The 19,159-nt window shown below is 69.6% G+C and carries 16 protein-coding genes; 4 read left to right on the top strand and 12 right to left on the bottom strand.

From position 1 onward, the window contains the following. Positions 1 to 270: 270 nt before the first annotated feature. On the top strand, positions 271 to 1,242 hold the full coding sequence (locus tag ACIRP2_RS05010; protein WP_404246609.1) for a zinc metalloprotease: 972 nt from the start codon (positions 271 to 273) through the stop codon (positions 1,240 to 1,242). A gap of 49 nt (positions 1,243 to 1,291) precedes the next feature. Here the strand turns inward: ACIRP2_RS05010 and ACIRP2_RS05005 are convergent, their stop codons facing one another. Continuing rightward, positions 1,292 to 1,870: a dienelactone hydrolase family protein gene (locus ACIRP2_RS05005; RefSeq protein ID WP_404247179.1), complete on the bottom strand. Its 579-nt coding sequence runs from the start codon at positions 1,868 to 1,870 to the stop codon at positions 1,292 to 1,294. A gap of 37 nt (positions 1,871 to 1,907) precedes the next feature. Between ACIRP2_RS05005 and ACIRP2_RS05000 the strand changes: the two genes are divergently transcribed. Further along, the gene (locus ACIRP2_RS05000) at positions 1,908 to 3,032 is read left to right on the top strand and encodes a mechanosensitive ion channel family protein (RefSeq protein ID WP_404247177.1); all 1,125 of its coding nucleotides are present in this window, start codon (positions 1,908 to 1,910) and stop codon (positions 3,030 to 3,032) included. Between the two features lie 43 nt (positions 3,033 to 3,075). On the opposite strand, the gene ACIRP2_RS04995 is transcribed toward ACIRP2_RS05000, so the two are convergent. Further along, positions 3,076 to 4,662, bottom strand: coding sequence for a Na+/H+ antiporter (locus ACIRP2_RS04995; protein ID WP_404246607.1), 1,587 nt, complete (start codon positions 4,660 to 4,662; stop codon positions 3,076 to 3,078). Between the two features lie 240 nt (positions 4,663 to 4,902). Between ACIRP2_RS04995 and ACIRP2_RS04990 the strand changes: the two genes are divergently transcribed. Beyond that, entirely contained in the window at positions 4,903 to 7,221 is a 2,319-nt protein-coding gene (locus ACIRP2_RS04990; RefSeq protein WP_404246605.1) for a glycosyl hydrolase family 95 catalytic domain-containing protein, read from the top strand. Between the two features lie 110 nt (positions 7,222 to 7,331). Here the strand turns inward: ACIRP2_RS04990 and ACIRP2_RS04985 are convergent, their stop codons facing one another. Genes ACIRP2_RS04985 through ACIRP2_RS04970 form a run of 4 tightly spaced genes read right to left on the bottom strand, consistent with a single transcriptional unit; the run spans position 7,332 to position 10,218 of the window. Next, the gene (locus ACIRP2_RS04985) at positions 7,332 to 7,811 is read right to left on the bottom strand and encodes a GNAT family N-acetyltransferase (protein WP_404246603.1); all 480 of its coding nucleotides are present in this window, start codon (positions 7,809 to 7,811) and stop codon (positions 7,332 to 7,334) included. Then, positions 7,808 to 8,749, bottom strand: coding sequence for an RluA family pseudouridine synthase (locus ACIRP2_RS04980; RefSeq protein WP_404246601.1), 942 nt, complete (start codon positions 8,747 to 8,749; stop codon positions 7,808 to 7,810). Before ACIRP2_RS04980 ends, ACIRP2_RS04985 begins: the two co-directional genes overlap by 4 nt. 24 nt (positions 8,750 to 8,773) lie before the next feature. Next, positions 8,774 to 9,364, bottom strand: a complete 591-nt coding sequence (lspA, locus tag ACIRP2_RS04975; protein WP_404246599.1) for a signal peptidase II — start codon at positions 9,362 to 9,364, stop codon at positions 8,774 to 8,776. A gap of 59 nt (positions 9,365 to 9,423) precedes the next feature. After that, positions 9,424 to 10,218 (bottom strand): TraR/DksA C4-type zinc finger protein, encoded by a 795-nt coding sequence (locus tag ACIRP2_RS04970; RefSeq protein WP_404246597.1) that lies wholly within the window; start codon positions 10,216 to 10,218, stop codon positions 9,424 to 9,426. 540 nt (positions 10,219 to 10,758) lie between these two features. On the opposite strand from ACIRP2_RS04970, the gene ileS reads away from it, so the two are divergent. Then, positions 10,759 to 13,908, top strand: a complete 3,150-nt coding sequence (gene ileS, locus ACIRP2_RS04965; RefSeq protein WP_404246595.1) for an isoleucine--tRNA ligase — start codon at positions 10,759 to 10,761, stop codon at positions 13,906 to 13,908. 227 nt (positions 13,909 to 14,135) lie between these two features. Here the strand turns inward: ileS and ACIRP2_RS04960 are convergent, their stop codons facing one another. The 6 genes from ACIRP2_RS04960 to ftsZ form a co-directional block, all read right to left on the bottom strand. Continuing rightward, positions 14,136 to 15,278: a DivIVA domain-containing protein gene (locus ACIRP2_RS04960; RefSeq protein WP_404246593.1), complete on the bottom strand. Its 1,143-nt coding sequence runs from the start codon at positions 15,276 to 15,278 to the stop codon at positions 14,136 to 14,138. A gap of 49 nt (positions 15,279 to 15,327) precedes the next feature. Next, positions 15,328 to 15,612, bottom strand: coding sequence for a YggT family protein (locus tag ACIRP2_RS04955; protein WP_404246591.1), 285 nt, complete (start codon positions 15,610 to 15,612; stop codon positions 15,328 to 15,330). A gap of 70 nt (positions 15,613 to 15,682) precedes the next feature. Next, the gene (locus ACIRP2_RS04950; RefSeq protein WP_404247175.1) at positions 15,683 to 16,300 is read right to left on the bottom strand and encodes a cell division protein SepF; all 618 of its coding nucleotides are present in this window, start codon (positions 16,298 to 16,300) and stop codon (positions 15,683 to 15,685) included. 126 nt (positions 16,301 to 16,426) lie between these two features. Next, positions 16,427 to 17,146 (bottom strand): YggS family pyridoxal phosphate-dependent enzyme, encoded by a 720-nt coding sequence (locus ACIRP2_RS04945; protein ID WP_404246589.1) that lies wholly within the window; start codon positions 17,144 to 17,146, stop codon positions 16,427 to 16,429. A 6-nt stretch (positions 17,147 to 17,152) separates the two neighbouring features. Beyond that, positions 17,153 to 17,911, bottom strand: a complete 759-nt coding sequence (gene pgeF / locus ACIRP2_RS04940) for a peptidoglycan editing factor PgeF (protein ID WP_404246587.1) — start codon at positions 17,909 to 17,911, stop codon at positions 17,153 to 17,155. Next, positions 17,908 to 19,122: a cell division protein FtsZ gene (gene ftsZ / locus ACIRP2_RS04935; RefSeq protein WP_404246585.1), complete on the bottom strand. Its 1,215-nt coding sequence runs from the start codon at positions 19,120 to 19,122 to the stop codon at positions 17,908 to 17,910. Before ftsZ ends, pgeF begins: the two co-directional genes overlap by 4 nt. Between the last annotated feature and the right edge of the window lie 37 nt (positions 19,123 to 19,159).

Below are 19,159 nucleotides of genomic sequence, written 5' to 3'. Positions count from 1 at the left end.
TCACTACGGCGGGTGGTGTGTCTCCCGACCCCAATGGGGACACACCGCCCGCCGGGGTGACGCGGGACGTTACGTCGACGTCTCAAACTCTGGAACACACAGAATTATTTCTTCCAGCTTTCCCGTTTTGCCCCATGATTGATTGGGCTTGATCAATTCTCTTCAAGATCTGACATGCGCACGTAATCTCCCGGCGGCGGGTGAGGAAATCCCTCCCCCACACATCCGCGAGGAGTCCCTGTGCGCACTCTTGCCCGTATATCGCCGCGTATGCGTAACCGTGCGATCGGCACCGCCGTCCTGGCCGGAACTCTGGCCATAGCACCGCTCTCCGCCACCGCCGGCACCGCTGCCGCAAAGACGTCCACCTCCGCCGCGTCCACCGCGTCCGCCGAGAAGTGCGCGAGCGGGACGAGCGCCGGCGCCACCGCCCGCGCGGCCCGCCCCACGGGCACCAAGCACGCCGCGGACCCCAATGAACTGACCGCGGCCCAGGCCAAGGCCATCGACACGCAGCTCAAGGAGAGACTCGCGGACCGCCGGGTGAGCGGCCCCACGCTCGCCGCCGGAGCGACCATCCCGGTCTACTTCCACGTCATCCACTCCGGCACCACCGGCAAGCTCACCGCGAGCAACATCAGCAGCCAGATGAACGTGCTGAACGCGGCCTACAGCGGCCAGGGCACCGGCAACACCAACTCCGGCTTCCAGTTCTCGCTGGCCGGCACCGACTACACGGACAACGCCTCCTGGTACAACCTCTCGTCGGGCTCCGCCGCCGAGAAGTCGATGAAGTCGACGCTGCGCAAGGGCGGCAAGAACGCGCTCAACATCTACACCGCCAACCTCGGCGGCGGCCTGCTGGGCTGGGCCACCTTCCCCAGCTCGTACACGTCCAGCCCGAGCATGGACGGCGTCGTCATCCTGGACGCCTCGCTGCCCGGCGGGTCGGCCACCAACTACAACGAGGGCGACACCGCCACCCACGAGGTCGGCCACTGGATGGGGCTGTACCACACCTTCCAGGGCGGTTGTAACGGCAACGGCGACTACGTCGCCGACACCCCGGCCGAGGCGAGCGCGGCGTACGCCTGCCCGACCGGACGCGACACCTGCACCAACAAGACCGGTGTCGACCCGATCCACAACTTCATGGACTACACGTACGACTCGTGCATGTACCAGTTCACACCGGGCCAGGTGCAGCGGATGAGTGACAGCTGGACTGCCTACCGGGGCTGATCCGCCGTCCGTACGAAGGGCCCCGCGGCGTGCGGGGCCCTTCGCGCGGTCACAGCGTGGCGAGGAAACCGAGCGAGACCTTCCAGGCCAGCTCGGCCGACGCCAGGTCGAAGTCGGACAGTTCGGGGTCCGTGAAGAGATGCCCCGCCCCCGGGTAGCGGTAGATCTCGACATCGGCACCGGTCCGCTGCATCTGCAGATACCAGGAGTTCAGCCAGTCGTGCGTCTCGAACGGGTCGGGGTCGGCCACATGCAGCTGTACGGGCAGTTCGTCCACCGAGGCGTTCTCCGCGATGTCCGAGGTGCCGTGGAACAGCAGCAGGCCGCGCGCCTTCTCGTCGCCGAGCGCCAGGGTCTGCGCGGTGGACGCGCCGAAGGAGAACCCGGCGTACACCAGGCCCCGGTCCGAGTAGGGCGCGGCGGCCAGCACGGCCCGCCTGAGCAGTTCGTCCTTGCCCACCTCTTCCTTGAAGGCCAGGCCCTCCTCGACGGTCTCGAAGGTGTGCCCCTCGAAGAGATCGGGCACGTGCACCTCGTGCCCGGCGGCACGCAGCCGGTCGGCGGCAGCGTGCACCGCGGGGCGCAGACCGTACGTCGAGTGGAAAAGCATGATGTTCATGAGGCCCATGGTGCCAGCTACGGTCGAGAGCATGGAGAGCGACGGGATGGAGAGCGTGCTGCGTCCGCTGATCGTGGTCGGTGGCGCGGTCGTGATCACGCTGCTGGTCGGCTGGCTGGTCGATCTGCTGCTGAGACGGACCGACGACCGCCACCGGGAGACACCTCTGTGGGGTCTGCTGCGGCGCTGCCGGGTCCCGCTCCAGCTGACCCTGTGCACGGCGTTGCTGAGGGGCACGTACACCCACACCCGGCTCGAATCGGTCGACGACCACCGGGCGGGGATCGGCCAGATTCTGTCGCTGGTGCTGATCGGCGCCTCGGCCTGGCTGGTGGTGCGGATCGCGGCGGCCGTGGTCGATTCCGTCTACGCCCGGTACGCGGCGAGCACCCGCGACCCGGCGCGGGTGCGGCGGGTCCGTACGCAGGTGACGCTGATCCAGCGGGTGGTCACGGCGATCGTGGCGACCGTCGCGGTCGGCGCGATGCTGCTGACGTTCCCGGCGATGCGGACGTTCGGCACCTCGATGCTGGCCTCGGCCGGTGTCCTCGGCATCGTCGCGGGCATCGCGGCCCAGTCGACGCTCGGCAACCTCTTCGCGGGGCTGCAGATCGCGTTCGGCGACATGGTGCGCATCGGTGACACGGTGGTCGTGGACGGCGAGTGGGGCACGATCGAGGAGATCACACTGACCTTTCTCGCCGTACGGACCTGGGACGAGCGTCGGATCACGATGCCGGTCTCGTACTTCACCAGCAAACCGTTCGAGAACTGGTCGCGCGGCGGTGCCCAGATGACCGGCTCGGTCTTCTTCCACCTCGACCACTCGGCCCCGGTCGCCGCGATGCGCGAGCAGCTGCGGGACATCCTGGGCGAGTGCGCCGCCTGGGACGGACGCAACTGGTCCCTGGCGGTCACGGACACCACACCGTCGACGATCCAGGTCCGCGCGGTGGTCACGGCGAAGGACGCGGACGACATCTGGACGGTGCGCTGCGCCGTCCGGGAGCAGCTCATCGGCTGGCTGCGCGACCACCATCCGTACGCGTTGCCGCGCATCGCGACGGCGCCCGCCACGCTTCCGCCCGATGACGCGTGGCCGCGCCCGTCCCACCCGACGGACGAGAAACCGGCCGACCGTGACAAGTCGCCCCGCACGGGACGCGGCTGATCCGGCCCGGGTTCCCGCAGCTCCGGCGGGCCGACCGGCCGCCTCACCGCAGGCTGCGTACATCCAGCTGTCGCAGCACCCGGTCGACGACCTCCGGATCCGTACCCGCCTCGTTGCGGGCCGACAGCACCGCGTGGCGGGCGGCCGACATCATTTCGCGCTGGACGCGGTTGACCGCCCTGAAGCGCTCGGCGCGCTTCGCATACGCCTCGCGGCGCTCCTCGTCGACCATGTCGGGACTGATCCGCGCCCCCATGTCGTACGCCAACCGCTGCAGCCGCTCCGCGACTTCGTCCGGGAACTCCTCGACCTCCCGGATCTCCTTGAGGCGCTGCTTCGCGGCCTTCGCGGCGCGGATCGCGAGGTCCTTCTCCAGCGCCTCCTCGACGTCCGTGTCGGCCCGGACCCGGAGCTTGCGGACCAGCCACGGCAGGGTGAGTCCCTGGACGACGAGCGTGGCCATGATCACGGCAAAGGCGATGAAGACGATCTCGTCGCGTCCCGGGAACGGCTTCCCGTCGTCCGTCTGCAGCGGGATCGCGAGCGCCAGCGCGACCGAAGCGACACCGCGCATCCCGGACCACCACATGACGACGGTCTCCCGCCAGCTGGTGGGGATCTCCTCACTGACGTCGCGCCGGGTGTGCAGCCGCTTGGCGAGCCAGGTCGCCGGCAGCAGATACAGCAGCCGTACACCGACGACGACCGCGACGACGGCCAGACCCCAGCCGAGCATCTGGAGCTCGCGGCCGTCGGACGTCCCGAAGACGTTGTGCAGTTCGAGGCCGATCAGTCCGAAGGCGACTCCGGTGACGAGGGTGTCGACGATCTCCCAGAAGCTGCGGCCGGTGAGCCGCCCGAGGACGTCGTCGGCGTCGGCGGTGTGCTCGGCGAGGAAGAGCGCGGTGGTGAGGACGGCGAGGACACCCGATCCCATCAGCTCCTCCGCGAGCACGTAACTCACGAACGGCACCAGCAGGGTGAGACCGACCTGGAGCGTGGCGTCGCCGAGCAGGCCCATGAGCTTGATGGTGATCCAGCCGAGCGCGAGGCCCACGACCACGGCCACGACCGCGGAGAGTATGAGCAGCCCGAAGGCCTTCGGCAGTGAGAACGTGCCGCTCACCGCGGCGGCGATCGCCACGTGGTAGAGCACGATCGCGGTCACGTCGTTGAACAGCCCTTCGCCCTCCAGGATGGAGACGAGCCTGCGCGGCAGTCCGACCGAGCCCGCGACGGCCGTCGCCGCGACCGGGTCGGGCGGGGCGACGAGCGCTCCGAGCGCCACTGCGGCGGCGATGGGCAGCCCCGGGACGATCGCGTTGGCCACGGCGGCGACGGCGGCCGTCGTGATGAAGACCAGCGCCACGGCCAGCAGAAAGATCGGTCGTTTATTGGCGGCGAACTGCCGCCAGGACGTGCGCTGCACGGAGGCGTAGAGCAGCGGCGGCAGCAGCGCGGGAAGAATGATCTCGGGCGGGATGTCCACATTGGGTACGAAGCTGAGGAACGCCATGCCGACTCCGGCGAGCGTCATCAGCACCGGTGCGGGCAGCCCCAGACGCTCCCCCAGCGGCACCGTGACCACAGCTCCGAGCAACAGCATGAGGAGCAGTGCCATTTGGTCCACGAGGTGCCTTCCGGAACGCGGTGAGCCGGCCACCCTGATCGGCCGACATGGACCTCAAGCCTGCCACGCAAGGCCCACAATCCAGACAACACCCCCGTCACGGCCCCGATCGGCCGATCATTCCTCCGATGTCTATGCGGTCACCCCCCTTCCGCTCCCTCCGCGGGGCGGGCAGTATGCGGCGTGCGTGATTCAGGGACAAGAACCCTCACCACATACATGACTGGCAGGAGAAACCACGTGACCGCGTTCTCCCGAAGGCATTTCGTCGGCGCCGCTGCCGGAACATCCGCGCTCTGGCTCGCCGGCCCAGCCACCGCATGGGCTGCGCCCACCCCCGGCCCGGCGGGCCGCCCGGGTGCGGACGTCCACGAACGAACCGTCCGCGACGCTGCCATGACCTGGCGCACCCTCCCCACCGGCTGGCAGCAGGCCCCCTTCCTCGCCAACGGCTACCTCGGCGCCCAGCTGTACGCGGGAAAGACCGCCGACACGCTGAAGCTGATGCTCAGTCACAGCCAGGTGCAGGACCAGCGCGGTCAGTGGCGCGGCGGCATCGGCTTCTCCCGCCTCCCCATCGGGTACTTCACCCTGACCCTCGCCGGGGAGATCACCGGCGTCGACTGGACCCTGGATCCGTACGACGCCGAGCTGCGGGGCACGGTCACCACCAGCCGCGGCTCGCTGGCCTTCTCCGCCCTCGTCCAGAACGACACCGGCGCCCTGCTGATCTCCACCCGGCCCTCCCCCGGCGAGGAGTCCGCCGCCTGGTCCTTCCAGTGGCTGCAGGCCGCCACCACCCGCAACAGCGGCAAGCCGGAGGACTACACGCCCAACCCGGACCCACGCATCGGCGACGGCTTCGTCGAGCAGCCGCTGCTCGCGGGCGGCGGCTGGACCACCGCCTGGCGCGAACGCCGCGAGGGCACCGGCCGGCTGCTCGCCGCGCACCTCGTGTACCGCTTTCCCGGCCGGGTGTCGGAGGCGACCACCGCCGCGCTCCGGGCCGTGGACCGCACCCTCGCCTCCGACCTCGACCGGCTGGTGGACCGGCACCGCGACTGGTGGCACGCGTACTACCGGCGCAGCTTCCTCTCCGTGCCGGACAAGCGGCTGCAGAGCTTCTACCTCATCCAGCTCTACAAGCTCGCCGCGTCGACCAGGGCCGAGGGCCCGACGATCTCCGAATGGGGCCCGTGGTTCCCCGAAGTCGGCAACAACTGGACCGCGGTCTGGTGGAACCTCAACGTCCAGATCGGTATGGCACCCGTCCACGGCTCCAACCACCCCGAACTCGACTCGGTGACGGGCGCCTTCCGCCGCTTCGAGCACAACCTCCCGGCCTCGGTCCCCGTCGACCACCGCGACGGCGAGAGCTATGCGCTGGGCCACCCCTCCGACTGGCAGCTGCGCGCGGGGGACACGTACGACGTCGGCGCCCCGGGCTCGGACCACATCTCCGACAACTTCGGCAACCTCACCTGGGCCCTGCACAACGTCTGGCAGTCCTACCGGCACTCGATGGACCTGTCCGTCCTGCGTGACGTGGTGTACCCGATCCTGGCGAAGGCCATCAACTTCTACGCGCACTTCCTGCACGAGGGCCCCGACGGCAGGCTGCATCTGCTGGAGACCCGCTCCCCCGAGTACGCCAACGCCGCGGACTGCACCTACGACCTCTCGCTCGTCCGCTGGGGCGTGCGCACCCTCATCGCCTCCGCGAAGCTGCTGCGCAACGACGACCCCCGGCTGAAGCGCTGGCAGGACATCGACCGCAGGCTCACCCCGTACGCCGAGGACCCGGTGGCCGGCGTCATGATCGGCAGGGACGTCCCGCTCGCCGACTCGCACCGGCACCACTCGCATCTGCTCTGGCTCCACCCGCTGCGCGAGCGGAACTGGGACCGGGCCGCGGACCGCGACGTGATGCGGCGCTCCATGGACCACTGGGTCTCCATGCAGCAGTTGTGGCACGGTTACAGCTACGCCACCGCCTCGTCCATGTACTCGGTGATGGACGAACCGGAGAAGGCTCTCGACTTCCTGACCTTCTTCACCGATCTGAAGGTGGTCGCGGACTGTCAGATGACGGTCAACACCATGTACCGGGAGGGCAAGAACCTCGCCCTGGAGAGTCCGCTGTCCGCGGCCCAGTCGATGCTCGACATGGTGGTGCAGGGCCACGAGGGAGTCGTGAAGGTCTTCCCCTCTGTCTCGGACCGCTGGGCGGACGCGTCGATCGCCTCACTGCGCACCCAGGGCGCGTTCCTCGTGGACGCGGACCGCTCCAAAGGCGCCACGCGCTGGGTACGGGTGCACAGCGAAGCGGGCGCCCCGCTGACCCTGGACCACTCGATCACGGGCCGGATCGACGTGCGCGACGCACACGGGCGGCCGCTGCGCTGGCGGGAGACCGGACCGGGACGGATCGCGCTGAGCCTGCCGCGCGGAGGCACGGCGGTGGTCACTCCGCACGGTGCGCGCCTGTCCGGGACACAACCGCGCGACGTGCCGTCGAACGGGACGTGGACACGCTGGGGCCTGCCGGACCGCCCCTGACGACCGCCGGGGTGCTGCCGCGTCGGTGGACCGGAGCAGCACCCCGCGCCGGGGTCCGGCGCCGGGATCTTTCGTCCGGATCGGGCCCGGCGTGAGCCGGACGAGAGGCCCTAGTCGTGCAGAGAGCGTCGCATCGACCGGTGCGGAATCCCCGCATCCGGGAACTCGGGACCGTACGCCGCGTACCCGAGCCGCTCGTAGAAACCGAGCGCATGGGTCTGGGCGTGCAGGTCGACGGCGGCCAGACCCAGCTCACGGGCCGCGTCCTCGACGGCCCTCACCAGCGCCACGCCGACACCGAGGCCGCGCGCCCGCTTGATCACCGCCAGCCGGCCGAGCGAGCCGACGGCGAGGTTGCCGGTCCTGGCCGCCGCGGCCGGGCCGTGCAGCAGCCGCCCGGTACCGAGCGCCGATCCGTCCGCCGCGACGGCGATCACATGCACCGCGTCCGCGTCGTAGGCGTCGTACTCGATCTCCTCGGGCACGTTCTGCTCACCGACGAAGACGTCCTTGCGGACCTGGAAACAGGCGGCACGGTCCCGCTCGTCGATGACCGTACGGGTGGTGTACGGGGCAGGCGTGCCGCTCACTCGCTCTCCGCGGTGATCTTGTCCAGGGCATGCTGGAGGTCGTCGGGGTACTTGCTGGAGAACTCCACCCAGCTGCCGTCGGCCGGGTGCTCGAAGCCGAGCCGGACGGCGTGCAGCCACTGCCTGGTCAGGCCGAGGCGCTTGGCCATCGTCGGGTCGGCGCCGTAGGTCAGGTCGCCGACGCAGGGGTGGCGGTGGGCGGACATGTGCACCCGGATCTGATGGGTGCGGCCCGTCTCCAGCTTGATGTCCAGAAGGCTGGCGGCACGGTAGGCCTCGATGAGGTCGTAGTGCGTCACGGAGGGCTTTCCGTCGGCGGTGACGGCCCACTTGTAGTCGAGGTTGGGGTGGCGCCCGATGGGGGCGTCGATGGTGCCGCTCATCGGGTCCGGGTGCCCCTGCACCAGCGCGTGGTACTTCTTCTCGACGACCCGGTCGCGGAACTGCGCCTTCAGCAGGGTGTAGGCACGCTCGGACTTGGCGACGACCATCAGACCGGAGGTGCCCACGTCGAGACGGTGGACGATGCCCTGGCGCTCGGCCGCTCCGGACGTGGAGATCCGGTAGCCGGCCGCGGCGAGACCACCGATGACGGTCGTGCCGGTCCAGCCGGGGCTCGGGTGGGCGGCGACCCCGACCGGCTTCACGATCACGACGATGTCGTCGTCGTCGTGCACGATCTCCATGCCCTCGACGGGCTCGGCGACGATCTGCACCGGAGCGGGTGCCTGCGGCATCTCCACTTCCAGCCAGGCACCGCCCCGCACCCGCTCGGACTTCCCGACCACCGAACCGTCCACCTGCACCTTCCCGGCAGCGGCCAGTTCGGCGGCCTTGGTGCGGGAGAAACCGAACATCCGGGAAATGGCGGCGTCGATGCGCTCGCCCTCCAGACCGTCGGGTACGGGCAGGGTGCGGACCTCGGGATACGTACTCACCTGATCGAGTATGCCTTGCGCCCGCTAGTCCTTGTGCACGGTCCCGTCGGGGTCCAGGCCCCTGAAGGAGAGGAGCACGATCAGGATGCCGCCGCAGACGATCGCGGAGTCCGCGAGGTTGAAGACGGCGAAGTGTTCGACGGAGATGAAGTCCACCACCGCGCCCTCGAAGATGCCGGGAGCGCGGAAGAGGCGGTCGGTGAGGTTGCCGAGCGCTCCGCCGAGCAGCAGACCGAGCGCAATGGCCCACGGCAGGCTGTAGAGCTTACGGGCGATCCGGGCGATCACGACGATCACGGTGGCGGCGATGACGGTGAAGATGACCGTGAACGCCTCGCCGAAACTGAACGCGGCGCCCGAGTTGCGGATCACCTCGAACCTCAGCCAGTTGCCGAGGACCTCGACCGAAGGGTGGTGCTCCAGCTTCGCGACCACGACCATCTTGCTGATCAGGTCGAGCAGGAAGGCGAAGGCTGCCATGACGAAGAGCACCGCGATCTTCCGCTTGCCCTTGCTCGGGGCGGCCTCCTCGACCCGACCCCCGGCCTCGTCCCCTTCGGTCCCCTCGGCATCGGGGATGTCCGGCGTACCGATGATGCGCTCCGCCTCTGCCACGTGAGTCCCTCAACCCTAGGTTCCTGACTGAGCACGAGGGTACGGCACACCGCCACGGATCAACCGCGTCGCTCCTGTTTCTGTTTGTCCTCGACGCAGAGCGTGGCGCGGGGGAACGCCTGCATCCGTGCCTTGCCGATCGGATTGCCGCAGACCTCGCACAGCCCGTACGTCCCGGCGTCGAGCCGGGCCAGCGCCCGCTCGGTCTGGTCCAGCATCTCCTGGGCGTTGGCGGCGAGCGACATCTCGTGCTCGCGGGTGATGTTCTTGGTGCCGGTGTCCGCCTCGTCGTCACCCGCCCCGTCGCCGGAGTCCCGCATCAGCCCGGCGAGCGCCACGCCCGCCGCCTCCAGCTCGCTGCGCAGGCGATCGATCTCGCTGCTCAGCACGGACCGCGCCTCTTCGACCTCCTCCGGCGTCCAGGGGTCCTCACCCGGCCGGACCGCCAGCTCGCCGGGGTCCGCCGTGGCGGTTCCACCGGCCGGGTGCACGGGCGCGGAGCCCTTGCCGGGCGCGCGGGTCCGGGCCGCGCTCTTCTTGGCTACCACCGTGTGGGCTCCCGTCTGCTCGGCGGCCTCGGCCGCCACCGTGGCCGCCGCAGCGGCCTTCTTCGAAGCCTTCTTGGCCGCGCTCTTCTTCGCAGGCGCCTTCCCTGCCGGCGCCGCGTGCTGGGCATCCGCGTGCCGGGCGGGCGCCGTCCTCTTCCGGGCCGCGGTCTTCCTCGCGGCGGTCTTCTTGTCCGCGGTCTTCTTCACCGCGGTCTTCTCGGCAGCCTCTCCGCTCGTCCTCCCGGCCGTCGCACCCGTGGAACTCGCCGACGCCGGCTTCTTCGCGGCGGTCTTCTTCGCCACCATGGTCGCGGCCCCTTCACATATTGTGATCTTGCACGCGAATCGTGCTGGGACGATAAATCGACCCCAGCCCTGCGGCAACGGGGCACGCCGCCGAATCGCCCCTCCCCGTGTCCGGATACCGACGCGTCTGAATCCGTTGTGCCCAGCTCCCCGCCGGGTAATCCGCCTCCGGGCCCCCGCCGGGACTCCATCGGCCCGCGTCTGCCCATTCGGGTCACGCCCCGACCCACGGGTTAAACCGGTCGGCCGTCGCCCGGACGGGCCCGTACACTGGCCTCAGCGAGAGGCGTGGATGGGACGAGTAGCGTCGTACGCAGCCAGGAGCGACCCGGGGACGGTGGGAGCCCGGGGGCGAGCGCGTCGTGAAGATCACCCGGAGCCGTCGGAAGAACGCCGCAAGGCAAGTAGAACCGGCATCGCGACCCCAATGAGGGGGCCACGGGTGCACGCCCGGGGCCAAGGAGGGTGGTACCGCGGGAGCCGATGAGGCCCTCGTCCCTCCGACGGAAGTGGAAAACGTCCGCCGGAGGAAGTCCGCCCATGACATCGCCGCAGTACCGCCAGGTACCCGCCCAGGTCGACCTGCCCGCGCTCGAGCACGCCGTGCTCGATTTCTGGCGTGAGAGCAAGGTCTTCGCCAAGAGCCTCGAACAGTCCGAGGGCCGCCCCGAATGGGTCTTCTACGAGGGCCCGCCGACCGCCAACGGCATGCCCGGCGCCCATCACATCGAGGCCCGCGTCTTCAAGGACGTCTTCCCCCGCTTCCGCACCATGCAGGGCTACCACGTCGGCCGCAAGGCCGGCTGGGACTGCCACGGACTGCCGGTCGAGCTCGCGGTCGAGAAGGAGCTGGGCTTCAACGGCAAGAAGGACATCGAGGCGTACGGCATCGCCGAGTTCAACGCCAAGTGCCGCGAGTCCGTGACCCGTCACACCGACGCGTTCACCGAGCTCACGACCCGGATGGGCTACTGGGTCGACCTCGACGACGCGTACCGCACGATGGACCCCGAGTACGTCGAGTCGGTGTGGTGGTCACTGAAGGAGATCTTCAACAAGGGCCTGCTGGTCCAGGACCACCGCGTCGCCCCCTGGTGCCCCCGCTGCGGCACGGGCCTCTCCGACCACGAGCTGGCCCAGGGCTACGAGACGGTCGTCGACCCGTCGGTCTTCGTACGCTTCCCCCTCACCTCGGGCCCCCTGGCCGGCGACGCCTCCCTCCTCGTCTGGACGACCACTCCCTGGACCCTGGTCTCCAACACCGCCGTCGCCGCGCACCCCGACGTCACCTACGTCGTCGCGACCGACGGCGAGGAGAAGCTCGTCGTCGCGCAGCCGCTCGTGGGGAAGGCGCTGGGCGAGGGCTGGGAGACCACCGGCCAGACCTTCACCGGCCGCGAGATGGAGCGCTGGACGTACGAGCGCCCGTTCACCCTGGTCGACTTCCCGGCCGAGGCCCACTACGTCGTCAACGCCGAGTACGTGACGACGGAGGACGGCACGGGTCTGGTCCACCAGTCCCCCGCGTTCGGCGCCGACGACCTCGTCGTCTGCAAGGCGTACGGCCTCCCGGTCGTGAACCCGGTCCGCCCCGACGGCACCTTCGAAGAGGACCTGCCGCTGGTCGGCGGCATCTTCTTCAAGAAGGCCGACGAGGCGCTCACCGAGGACCTGGACGCCCGCGGCAAGCTCTTCCGGCACGTCCCGTACGAGCACAGCTACCCGCACTGCTGGCGCTGCCACACCGCGCTGCTCTACTACGCGCAGCCGTCCTGGTACATCCGTACGACCGCCATCAAGGACCGGCTGCTCGAAGAGAACGAGAAGACCAACTGGTTCCCGGACTCGGTCAAGCACGGCCGCTTCGGCGACTGGCTGAACAACAACGTCGACTGGGCACTGTCCCGCAACCGCTACTGGGGCACCCCGCTGCCGATCTGGCGCTGCGAGGACAGCCACCTCACCTGCGTCGGCTCACGCACCGAGCTGAGCGAGCTCACCGGCACCGACCTCTCCGGCCTCGACCCGCACCGCCCGTTCATCGACGAGATCACGTTCACCTGTTCGCACGAGAACTGCCAGCTGGAGGCGTACCGCGTCCCCGAGGTCATCGACGCCTGGTACGACTCGGGTTCGATGCCCTTCGCACAGTGGGGCTACCCGTACAAGAACAAGGAGATCTTCGAGAGCCGCTACCCGGCGCAGTTCATCTCGGAGGCCATCGACCAGACCCGCGGCTGGTTCTACACGCTGATGGCTGTCGGCACGCTGGTCTTCGACAAGTCGTCCTACGAGAACGTGGTCTGCCTGGGCCACATCCTCGCCGAGGACGGCCGCAAGATGTCCAAGCACCTCGGGAACATCCTTCAGCCGATCCCCCTCATGGATCAGCACGGCGCGGACGCGGTGCGCTGGTTCATGGCGGCGGGCGGCTCCCCGTGGGCGGCGCGCCGCGTCGGCCACAACACGATCCAGGAAGTCGTCCGCAAGACCCTCCTGACGTACTGGAACACGGTCGCCTTCCAGGCCCTGTACGCCCGTACGTCGGACTGGGCGCCCTCCGCCGCCGACCCGGCCCCGGCGGACCGCACGGTCCTGGACCGCTGGCTGCTGAGCGAGCTGAACGCGCTGGTGGACCAGGTCACGCAGGCTCTGGAGGGTTACGACACCCAGCGCGCCGGCAAGCTCCTGTCCGCGTTCGTCGACGACCTGTCCAACTGGTACGTGCGCCGCTCGCGCCGCCGCTTCTGGCAGGGCGACAAGGCGGCGCTGCGCACCCTGCACGAGGTCGTCGAGACGGTGACCCGGCTGATGGCCCCGCTCACCCCGTTCATCACCGAGCGGGTCTGGCAGGACCTGGTCGTTCCGGTCACCCCGGACGCCCCCGAGTCGGTCCATCTCTCCGCCTGGCCCACGGCGGACTTCGCGGCCATCGACCCGACCCTCTCCACCCGGATGGCGCTGGTGCGCCGCCTGGTCGAGCTGGGCCGGGCCACCCGTGCCGAGTCGGGCGTCAAGACCCGCCAGCCGCTGTCCCGGGCCCTGGTCGCGGCGTCGGGCTTCGAGTCCCTCTCCCCCGAACTGCACACGCAGATCACGGAGGAGCTGAACGTCTCCTCGCTGGCCTCGCTCTCCGAAGTCGGGGGCTCGCTGGTCGACACGACCGCGAAGGCCAACTTCCGCGCGCTCGGCAAGCGGTTCGGCAAAGGCGTCCAGGCGGTGGCCAAGGCGGTCGCGAACGCCGACGCGGCGGCTCTGTCGCTGGCCCTGCGCGAGGGCACGGCATCGGTCGAGGTGGACGGCGAGACGGTGAGCCTCGCCCCCGACGAGGTGATCATCACCGAGACCCCGCGCGAGGGCTGGTCGGTGGCGTCCGACTCGGGCGCGACGGTCGCCCTGGACCTGGAGATCACCCCGGAGCTGCGCCGCGCGGGCCTGGCCCGTGACGCGATCCGCCTCATCCAGGAAGCGCGCAAGAACAGCGGCCTGGACGTCGCGGACCGCATCGCCGTCCGCTGGACGTCGGCCTCCCCCGCCACCGTGGAGGCCCTGACCGAGCACGCGGACCTGATCGCGGACGAGGTCCTGGCCCTGGACTACGCACAGGGCGAGGCGGACCCGGAGTACGGCCGGCCGTTCGAGGACGAGGGCCTGTCCCTGACGTTCCGTCTCCGCAAGACGGAGCAGTAGCCCGGACGCATCGAAGGCCCGCCCGGAACAGGTGTTCCGGGCGGGCCTTCCTGCACGCTCCCGACGCAGCCCGGCCCCGGGCTGCGGGAAGCGGCAGGAAGGGAACGGGGTCCCACCCGCACACCGCCCACGCTCCCCGCGCACGGCAAAAGGGCCGGGCCCCGGGGAAACCCCGGGGCCCGGCCCTCAGCCTGCCGACGGCTACGCGCTCAGCGCGCGCACCGGGCTCAGTTGTCGTCCTCGTCGATCAGGAACCCACGCATCGGCGACGGGGCCTGCTGCATCGGCTGCGGCGCCTGCGGCCGCACCGGCGCCATCGGCTGGGTCATCGCCGGCGACATCTGCTGCTGACCGCCGTACGAGGGTCCGCCACCCATGGACGGGTTGCCGCTCATCGGCGGGTTGCCGTGACCACCGTGGTTGCCGCCCATGGTGTGACCCATGGCGCCCGCACCGGCCGGAGCCAGCGAGGGCGACGGCGGCAGCGAAGCGGTCGCCGGGGTCCGCGGCGGGGCCAGCGAGTCGTCGGCCTGGGTCTCCAGCTGACGCAGCTGGCTCTCCAGGTAGGACTTCAGCCGGGTCCGGTACTCGCGCTCGAAGCCACGCAGGTCCTCGACCTTGCGCTCCAGCGTCGCGCGGGCCGACTCCAGCGAGCCCATCGCCACGCGGTGCTTCTCCTGCGCGTCCCGCTCCAGCGCGTCCGCCTTGGCACGCGCGTCCCGCTCCAGTCCCTCGGCGCGGCTGCGCGCCTCGCCGACGATCTTGTTGGCCTCGGAACGGGCCTCCGCGATCGCCTGGTCGGCGGTCTGCTGCGCGAGCGACAGGACACGGGCGGCACTGTCGCCGCCGGGGCCCTGACCGGGCTGCTGCATCTGCGGCGGCTGCTGCATCTGCTGCATCTGCTGCTGCGGGGCGTGACCGCCCATGGGGCCGCCCATGGGACCACCCATGGGACCGCCCTGCATCGGACCGGGGCCGTGCGGGCCCTGCGGGCCGGGGCCGTGCTGGCCCTGGGGACCAGGACCGTGACCGCTGGGACCGGCGGGCAGCTGCGGAGCACCACCGGGCAGCTGGGGGGGACCCATCTGCGGGGGCTGCTGCTGGACCGGCGGACCCGATATGGCGGCGGGCACAGGTGCCCCGGGCCGGTCCTGCGGCTCCGGCTTGCGCATTCCCTGCTGCTGGTTCTGCGCGGCGGCACGCGTGGCGGCGGCCAGCTTCGCGCGGAGGTCCTCGTTCTCACGGAGCAGGCGCGTCAGCTCGGACTCGACCTCGTCGAGGAAGGCATCGACCTCGTCCTCGTCATAGCCTTCTCGGAGGCGGACGGTCGTGAACTGCTTGTTCCGCACGTCCTCGGGGGTCAGCGGCATCTCTTCTTCACCTCTACGTAGTCGTCGGCAGTCGGCAGGACCGTATCGCTCACAGCCTGATCACGATGTTGATCAGGATGTAGACGATGATCATCAGAACGAAGAAGGACAGGTCGAGTGCCACGCCCCCGAGACGCAGCGGCGGGATGAACCGCCGCAGAAGCTTGAGCGGTGGATCCGTGACTGTGTAGGTGGCCTCAAGTATGACCACCATCGGCTTGCCGGGCTGCCATGAACGTGCGAACTGGAAGACGTAGTCCATGACCAGCCGGAAGATCAGCACGATGAGGAAACACATCAACGCGATATAGACAACCTGCAGTGCGACGCCCATTTCGCGCTTCCCTCTCCCCTGGCTCTCGTAGCTCCGGCCTCACGGCCGGGTCGTTCCTGGTGTCGTGTTCTCAGCTCTGGTTGAAGAATCCGCCCTCAGCAATGCGGGCCTTGTCCTCCGCCGTGACATCGACGTTAGCAGGCGACAACAGGAACACCTTCTGCGTCACGCGCTCAATGCTGCCATGGAGACCGAAGACGAGTCCTGCAGCAAAGTCGACAAGTCGCTTCGCGTCCGTATCGTCCATCTCCGTGAGATTCATGATCACCGGAGTGCCCTCACGGAAGTGTTCCCCGATGGTACGGGCCTCGTTGTAGGTCCGGGGGTGCAGCGTGGTGATGCGGTACGGCTCCCGCTCGGACACAACCTTGGGCATGATCACCGGTGCGTTCTTCTCCATGTTCGGGCGTTCAGGTGTGATGGATGCCACGGGTGCGATTCGGGCGGGTCGCTCCCTCTCCGCCGGGATCTGAACCGGCTCCCGCTGCGCGGGGGGTTGCGCCACTCGTACCGGTTCGTCCCGTTCACGGTCCCGCTCCACCTGATGCGCGGGCTGGTGCCGCCGCCGGTCCCGCTCGGGCTCCGGCTCGGGTTCGAATTCGTCGTCGGGGTCGAACCCCGGACCGTCGTACCCATCGTCCTCCACGAGGCCGAGGTAGACCGCCATCTTGCGCATCGCGCCGGCCATGCTCTGAGTCCTCCGCTCTGTGGTGGATCGGCATCTGTCACCAAGTGCTCCGCGATCCACTGAGGCCTGCCCGCCATAGGCGGGAATGACCATATTTTCTGCTGTGGTCCGACCTGCTTGGCGACGTTACCCGAGCCTCGGTCGGACTCCGAGTACCGCCGTACCGACGCGCACATGTGTCGCTCCGGCCGCAACCGCGTCCTCGAGGTCCGCGCTCATCCCCGCAGAGACCATGTTCGCAGCCGGATGGTTCCCGCGCAGGCGGGATGAGAATTCCATCAGCCGGTCGAAGGCGGCGCGTTGCCGTCCCGCGTACGGGCCGGCGAGCGGCGCGACGGTCATCAGACCGTCGAGCCGCAACCCGGGGGCGGAGTCGACCGCAGCGGCCAACTCCTCGATCCCGTCCGGCGCGACACCGCCGCGGTCACCCCGTTCGCCGCTCTCCGCGTCGAGCGCGACCTGGATGAGGCAGCCGAGTTCGCGCTCCTCGCGCACGGCCGCCGCCGACAGCGCCGTGATCAATTTGATCCGATCCACTGACTGCACGACATCGGCATAACTGGCCACAGAACGAACCTTATTCGTCTGCAATTGACCGACAAAGTGCCAGATGAGCGACAGATCCGAACATTCGGCTGCCTTGGGTGCCGCATCCTGGTCACGATTCTCCGCGACATGACGCACACCGAGTTCATGCAAGATCCGCACATCGCTCGCGGGGTAGGTCTTGGTGACCACGACGAGGGTCACTTCTTCCCGCTTGCGGCCCGCGGCGACACAGGCGGAAGCAATGCGTTCCTCCACCCGTGCCAGATTTTCGGCGAGTTGTGTCCTACGGTCCGTCATGACCTATCAGTCCAACCAGACATATCCGGCGAGCCGCCCGGTGGTGCGGTCGCGGCGGTACGAGAAGTGATCGCCCGATTCGAGCGTGCAGACCGGCGACGCCTGCCGGTCCTCGACCCCGAGGGCTTCGAGCTGGGCCAGGACCCCGGCGGTGACATCCACGGCCGGGGTGCCCCAACTGGTCTCGGACCAGGCGGCCGGGATGCTCTCGGCGACCTCGGCACGCATCCCCGACGGGACTTCGTAGCACCGCCCGCAGACAGCCGGTCCGGTGCGGGCAATGATCCGGTGGGTCTCTGCACCGAGTCCGACCATGGCCTCGACCACGGCGGGGACCACACCCGCGACCAGACCCGGGCGGCCCGCGTGCGCCGCCGCCGCGATCCCGGCGACCGGGTCGGCCAGCAGTACGGGGGTGCAGTCGGCGGTGAGCACGGCGAGCGGCAGCCCGCGCCGTGCGGTCACCACCGCGTCCACCGCGGGGATCTCCGCGGCATCCCCCCACGGGCCGTCGACCACCGCGACGTCCCGGCCGTGCACCTGGTTCATCCAGACAACCTGCGCCGGGTCCAGGCCGAGGGCCCTCGCGGCGCGTTCCCGATTGGCCAGAACGGCGGCGGGGTCGTCTCCGACCGCGCCGCCGAGGTTGAGCTCCTCGTACGGAGCGGCGCTCACTCCGCCCCACCTGTCGGTGAAGGCGAAGTGCGCGCGATCCGCTGAGGACACTGAAGGTGCTGCGGGACCTGCGTGATGTGGACCTATCACTTCAAGAAGTCCGGAACATCCAGCTCTTCGGCCTGGGAGTCCTGGTAGGGACGGGCCGGCGGGATGTGCGGCGGAGTGACCGGCGGCAGGTGGCTCTCGCTGACCGCCGCCACGGGCTCGGCCTGGACCGGAGGCTCCTCGCGCGGCGGCACGGAGCCCAGTCCGCCGCTCTGACGCACCGGCTCGGCGGTCCGGACCGGCGCGGCCGGCTCTTCGCGCTTGGCGGTGTTCGCGCCCAGGACGTTCTCACGCCGGGCCGGCGGCTGCCCGCCGTCGAAGCCCGCCGCGATCACGGTGACGCGGACCTCGTCGCCCAGCGCGTCGTCGATGACCGCACCGAAGATGATGTTCGCCTCGGGGTGCGCCGCCTCGCTCACCAGCTGGGCGGCCTCGTTGATCTCGAAGAGACCGAGATCGCTGCCGCCGGAGATGGAGAGCAGGACACCGCGGGCGCCGTCGATGGACGCCTCCAGGAGCGGCGAGGAGATCGCCATCTCCGCGGCGGCCACCGCACGGTCGTCGCCGCGGGCCGAGCCGATGCCCATGAGTGCCGAACCGGCCTCGGACATGACCGACTTGACGTCGGCGAAGTCGAGGTTGATCAGGCCGGGCGTCGTGATCAGGTCGGTGATGCCCTGGACACCCGAGAGCAGTACCTGGTCGGCCGACTTGAACGCGTCGAGCACGCTGACCTGGCGGTCCGAGATGGACAGCAGCCGGTCGTTGGGGATGACGATGAGGGTGTCGACCTCTTCGCGGAGCTCGGCGATGCCGTCCTCCGCCTGGTTCGCGCGTCGTCGGCCCTCGAAGGTGAACGGGCGGGTGACCACGCCGATCGTCAGGGCGCCGAGCGAGCGCGCGATGTTGGCGACGACGGGTGCGCCGCCGGTGCCGGTGCCGCCGCCCTCTCCGGCGGTGACGAAGACCATGTCGGCCCCCTTGAGGACCTCCTCGATCTCCTCACGGTGGTCCTCTGCCGCCTTGCGACCGACGGCCGGGTTGGCCCCGGCGCCGAGGCCGCGGGTGAGTTCGCGGCCGACGTCGAGCTTGACGTCGGCGTCGCTCATCAACAGGGCTTGCGCATCAGTGTTGATCGCGATGAACTCGACGCCCTTGAGACCGACCTCGATCATTCGGTTGATGGCATTGACACCACCGCCGCCGACACCGATGACCTTGATGACTGCGAGGTAGTTCTGCGGTGCTGCCACGTCGAAGGCCTCTCGCCTCGAGTTACGTGTCGTCGCT

The sequence above is a fragment of the Streptomyces sp. NPDC101194 genome, assembly GCF_044767885.1.
Lineage (GTDB): Bacteria > Actinomycetota > Actinomycetes > Streptomycetales > Streptomycetaceae > Streptomyces.
Note: the sequence above shows the minus strand (reverse complement) of the source record. Positions and strands in the feature narration are given on the sequence as shown.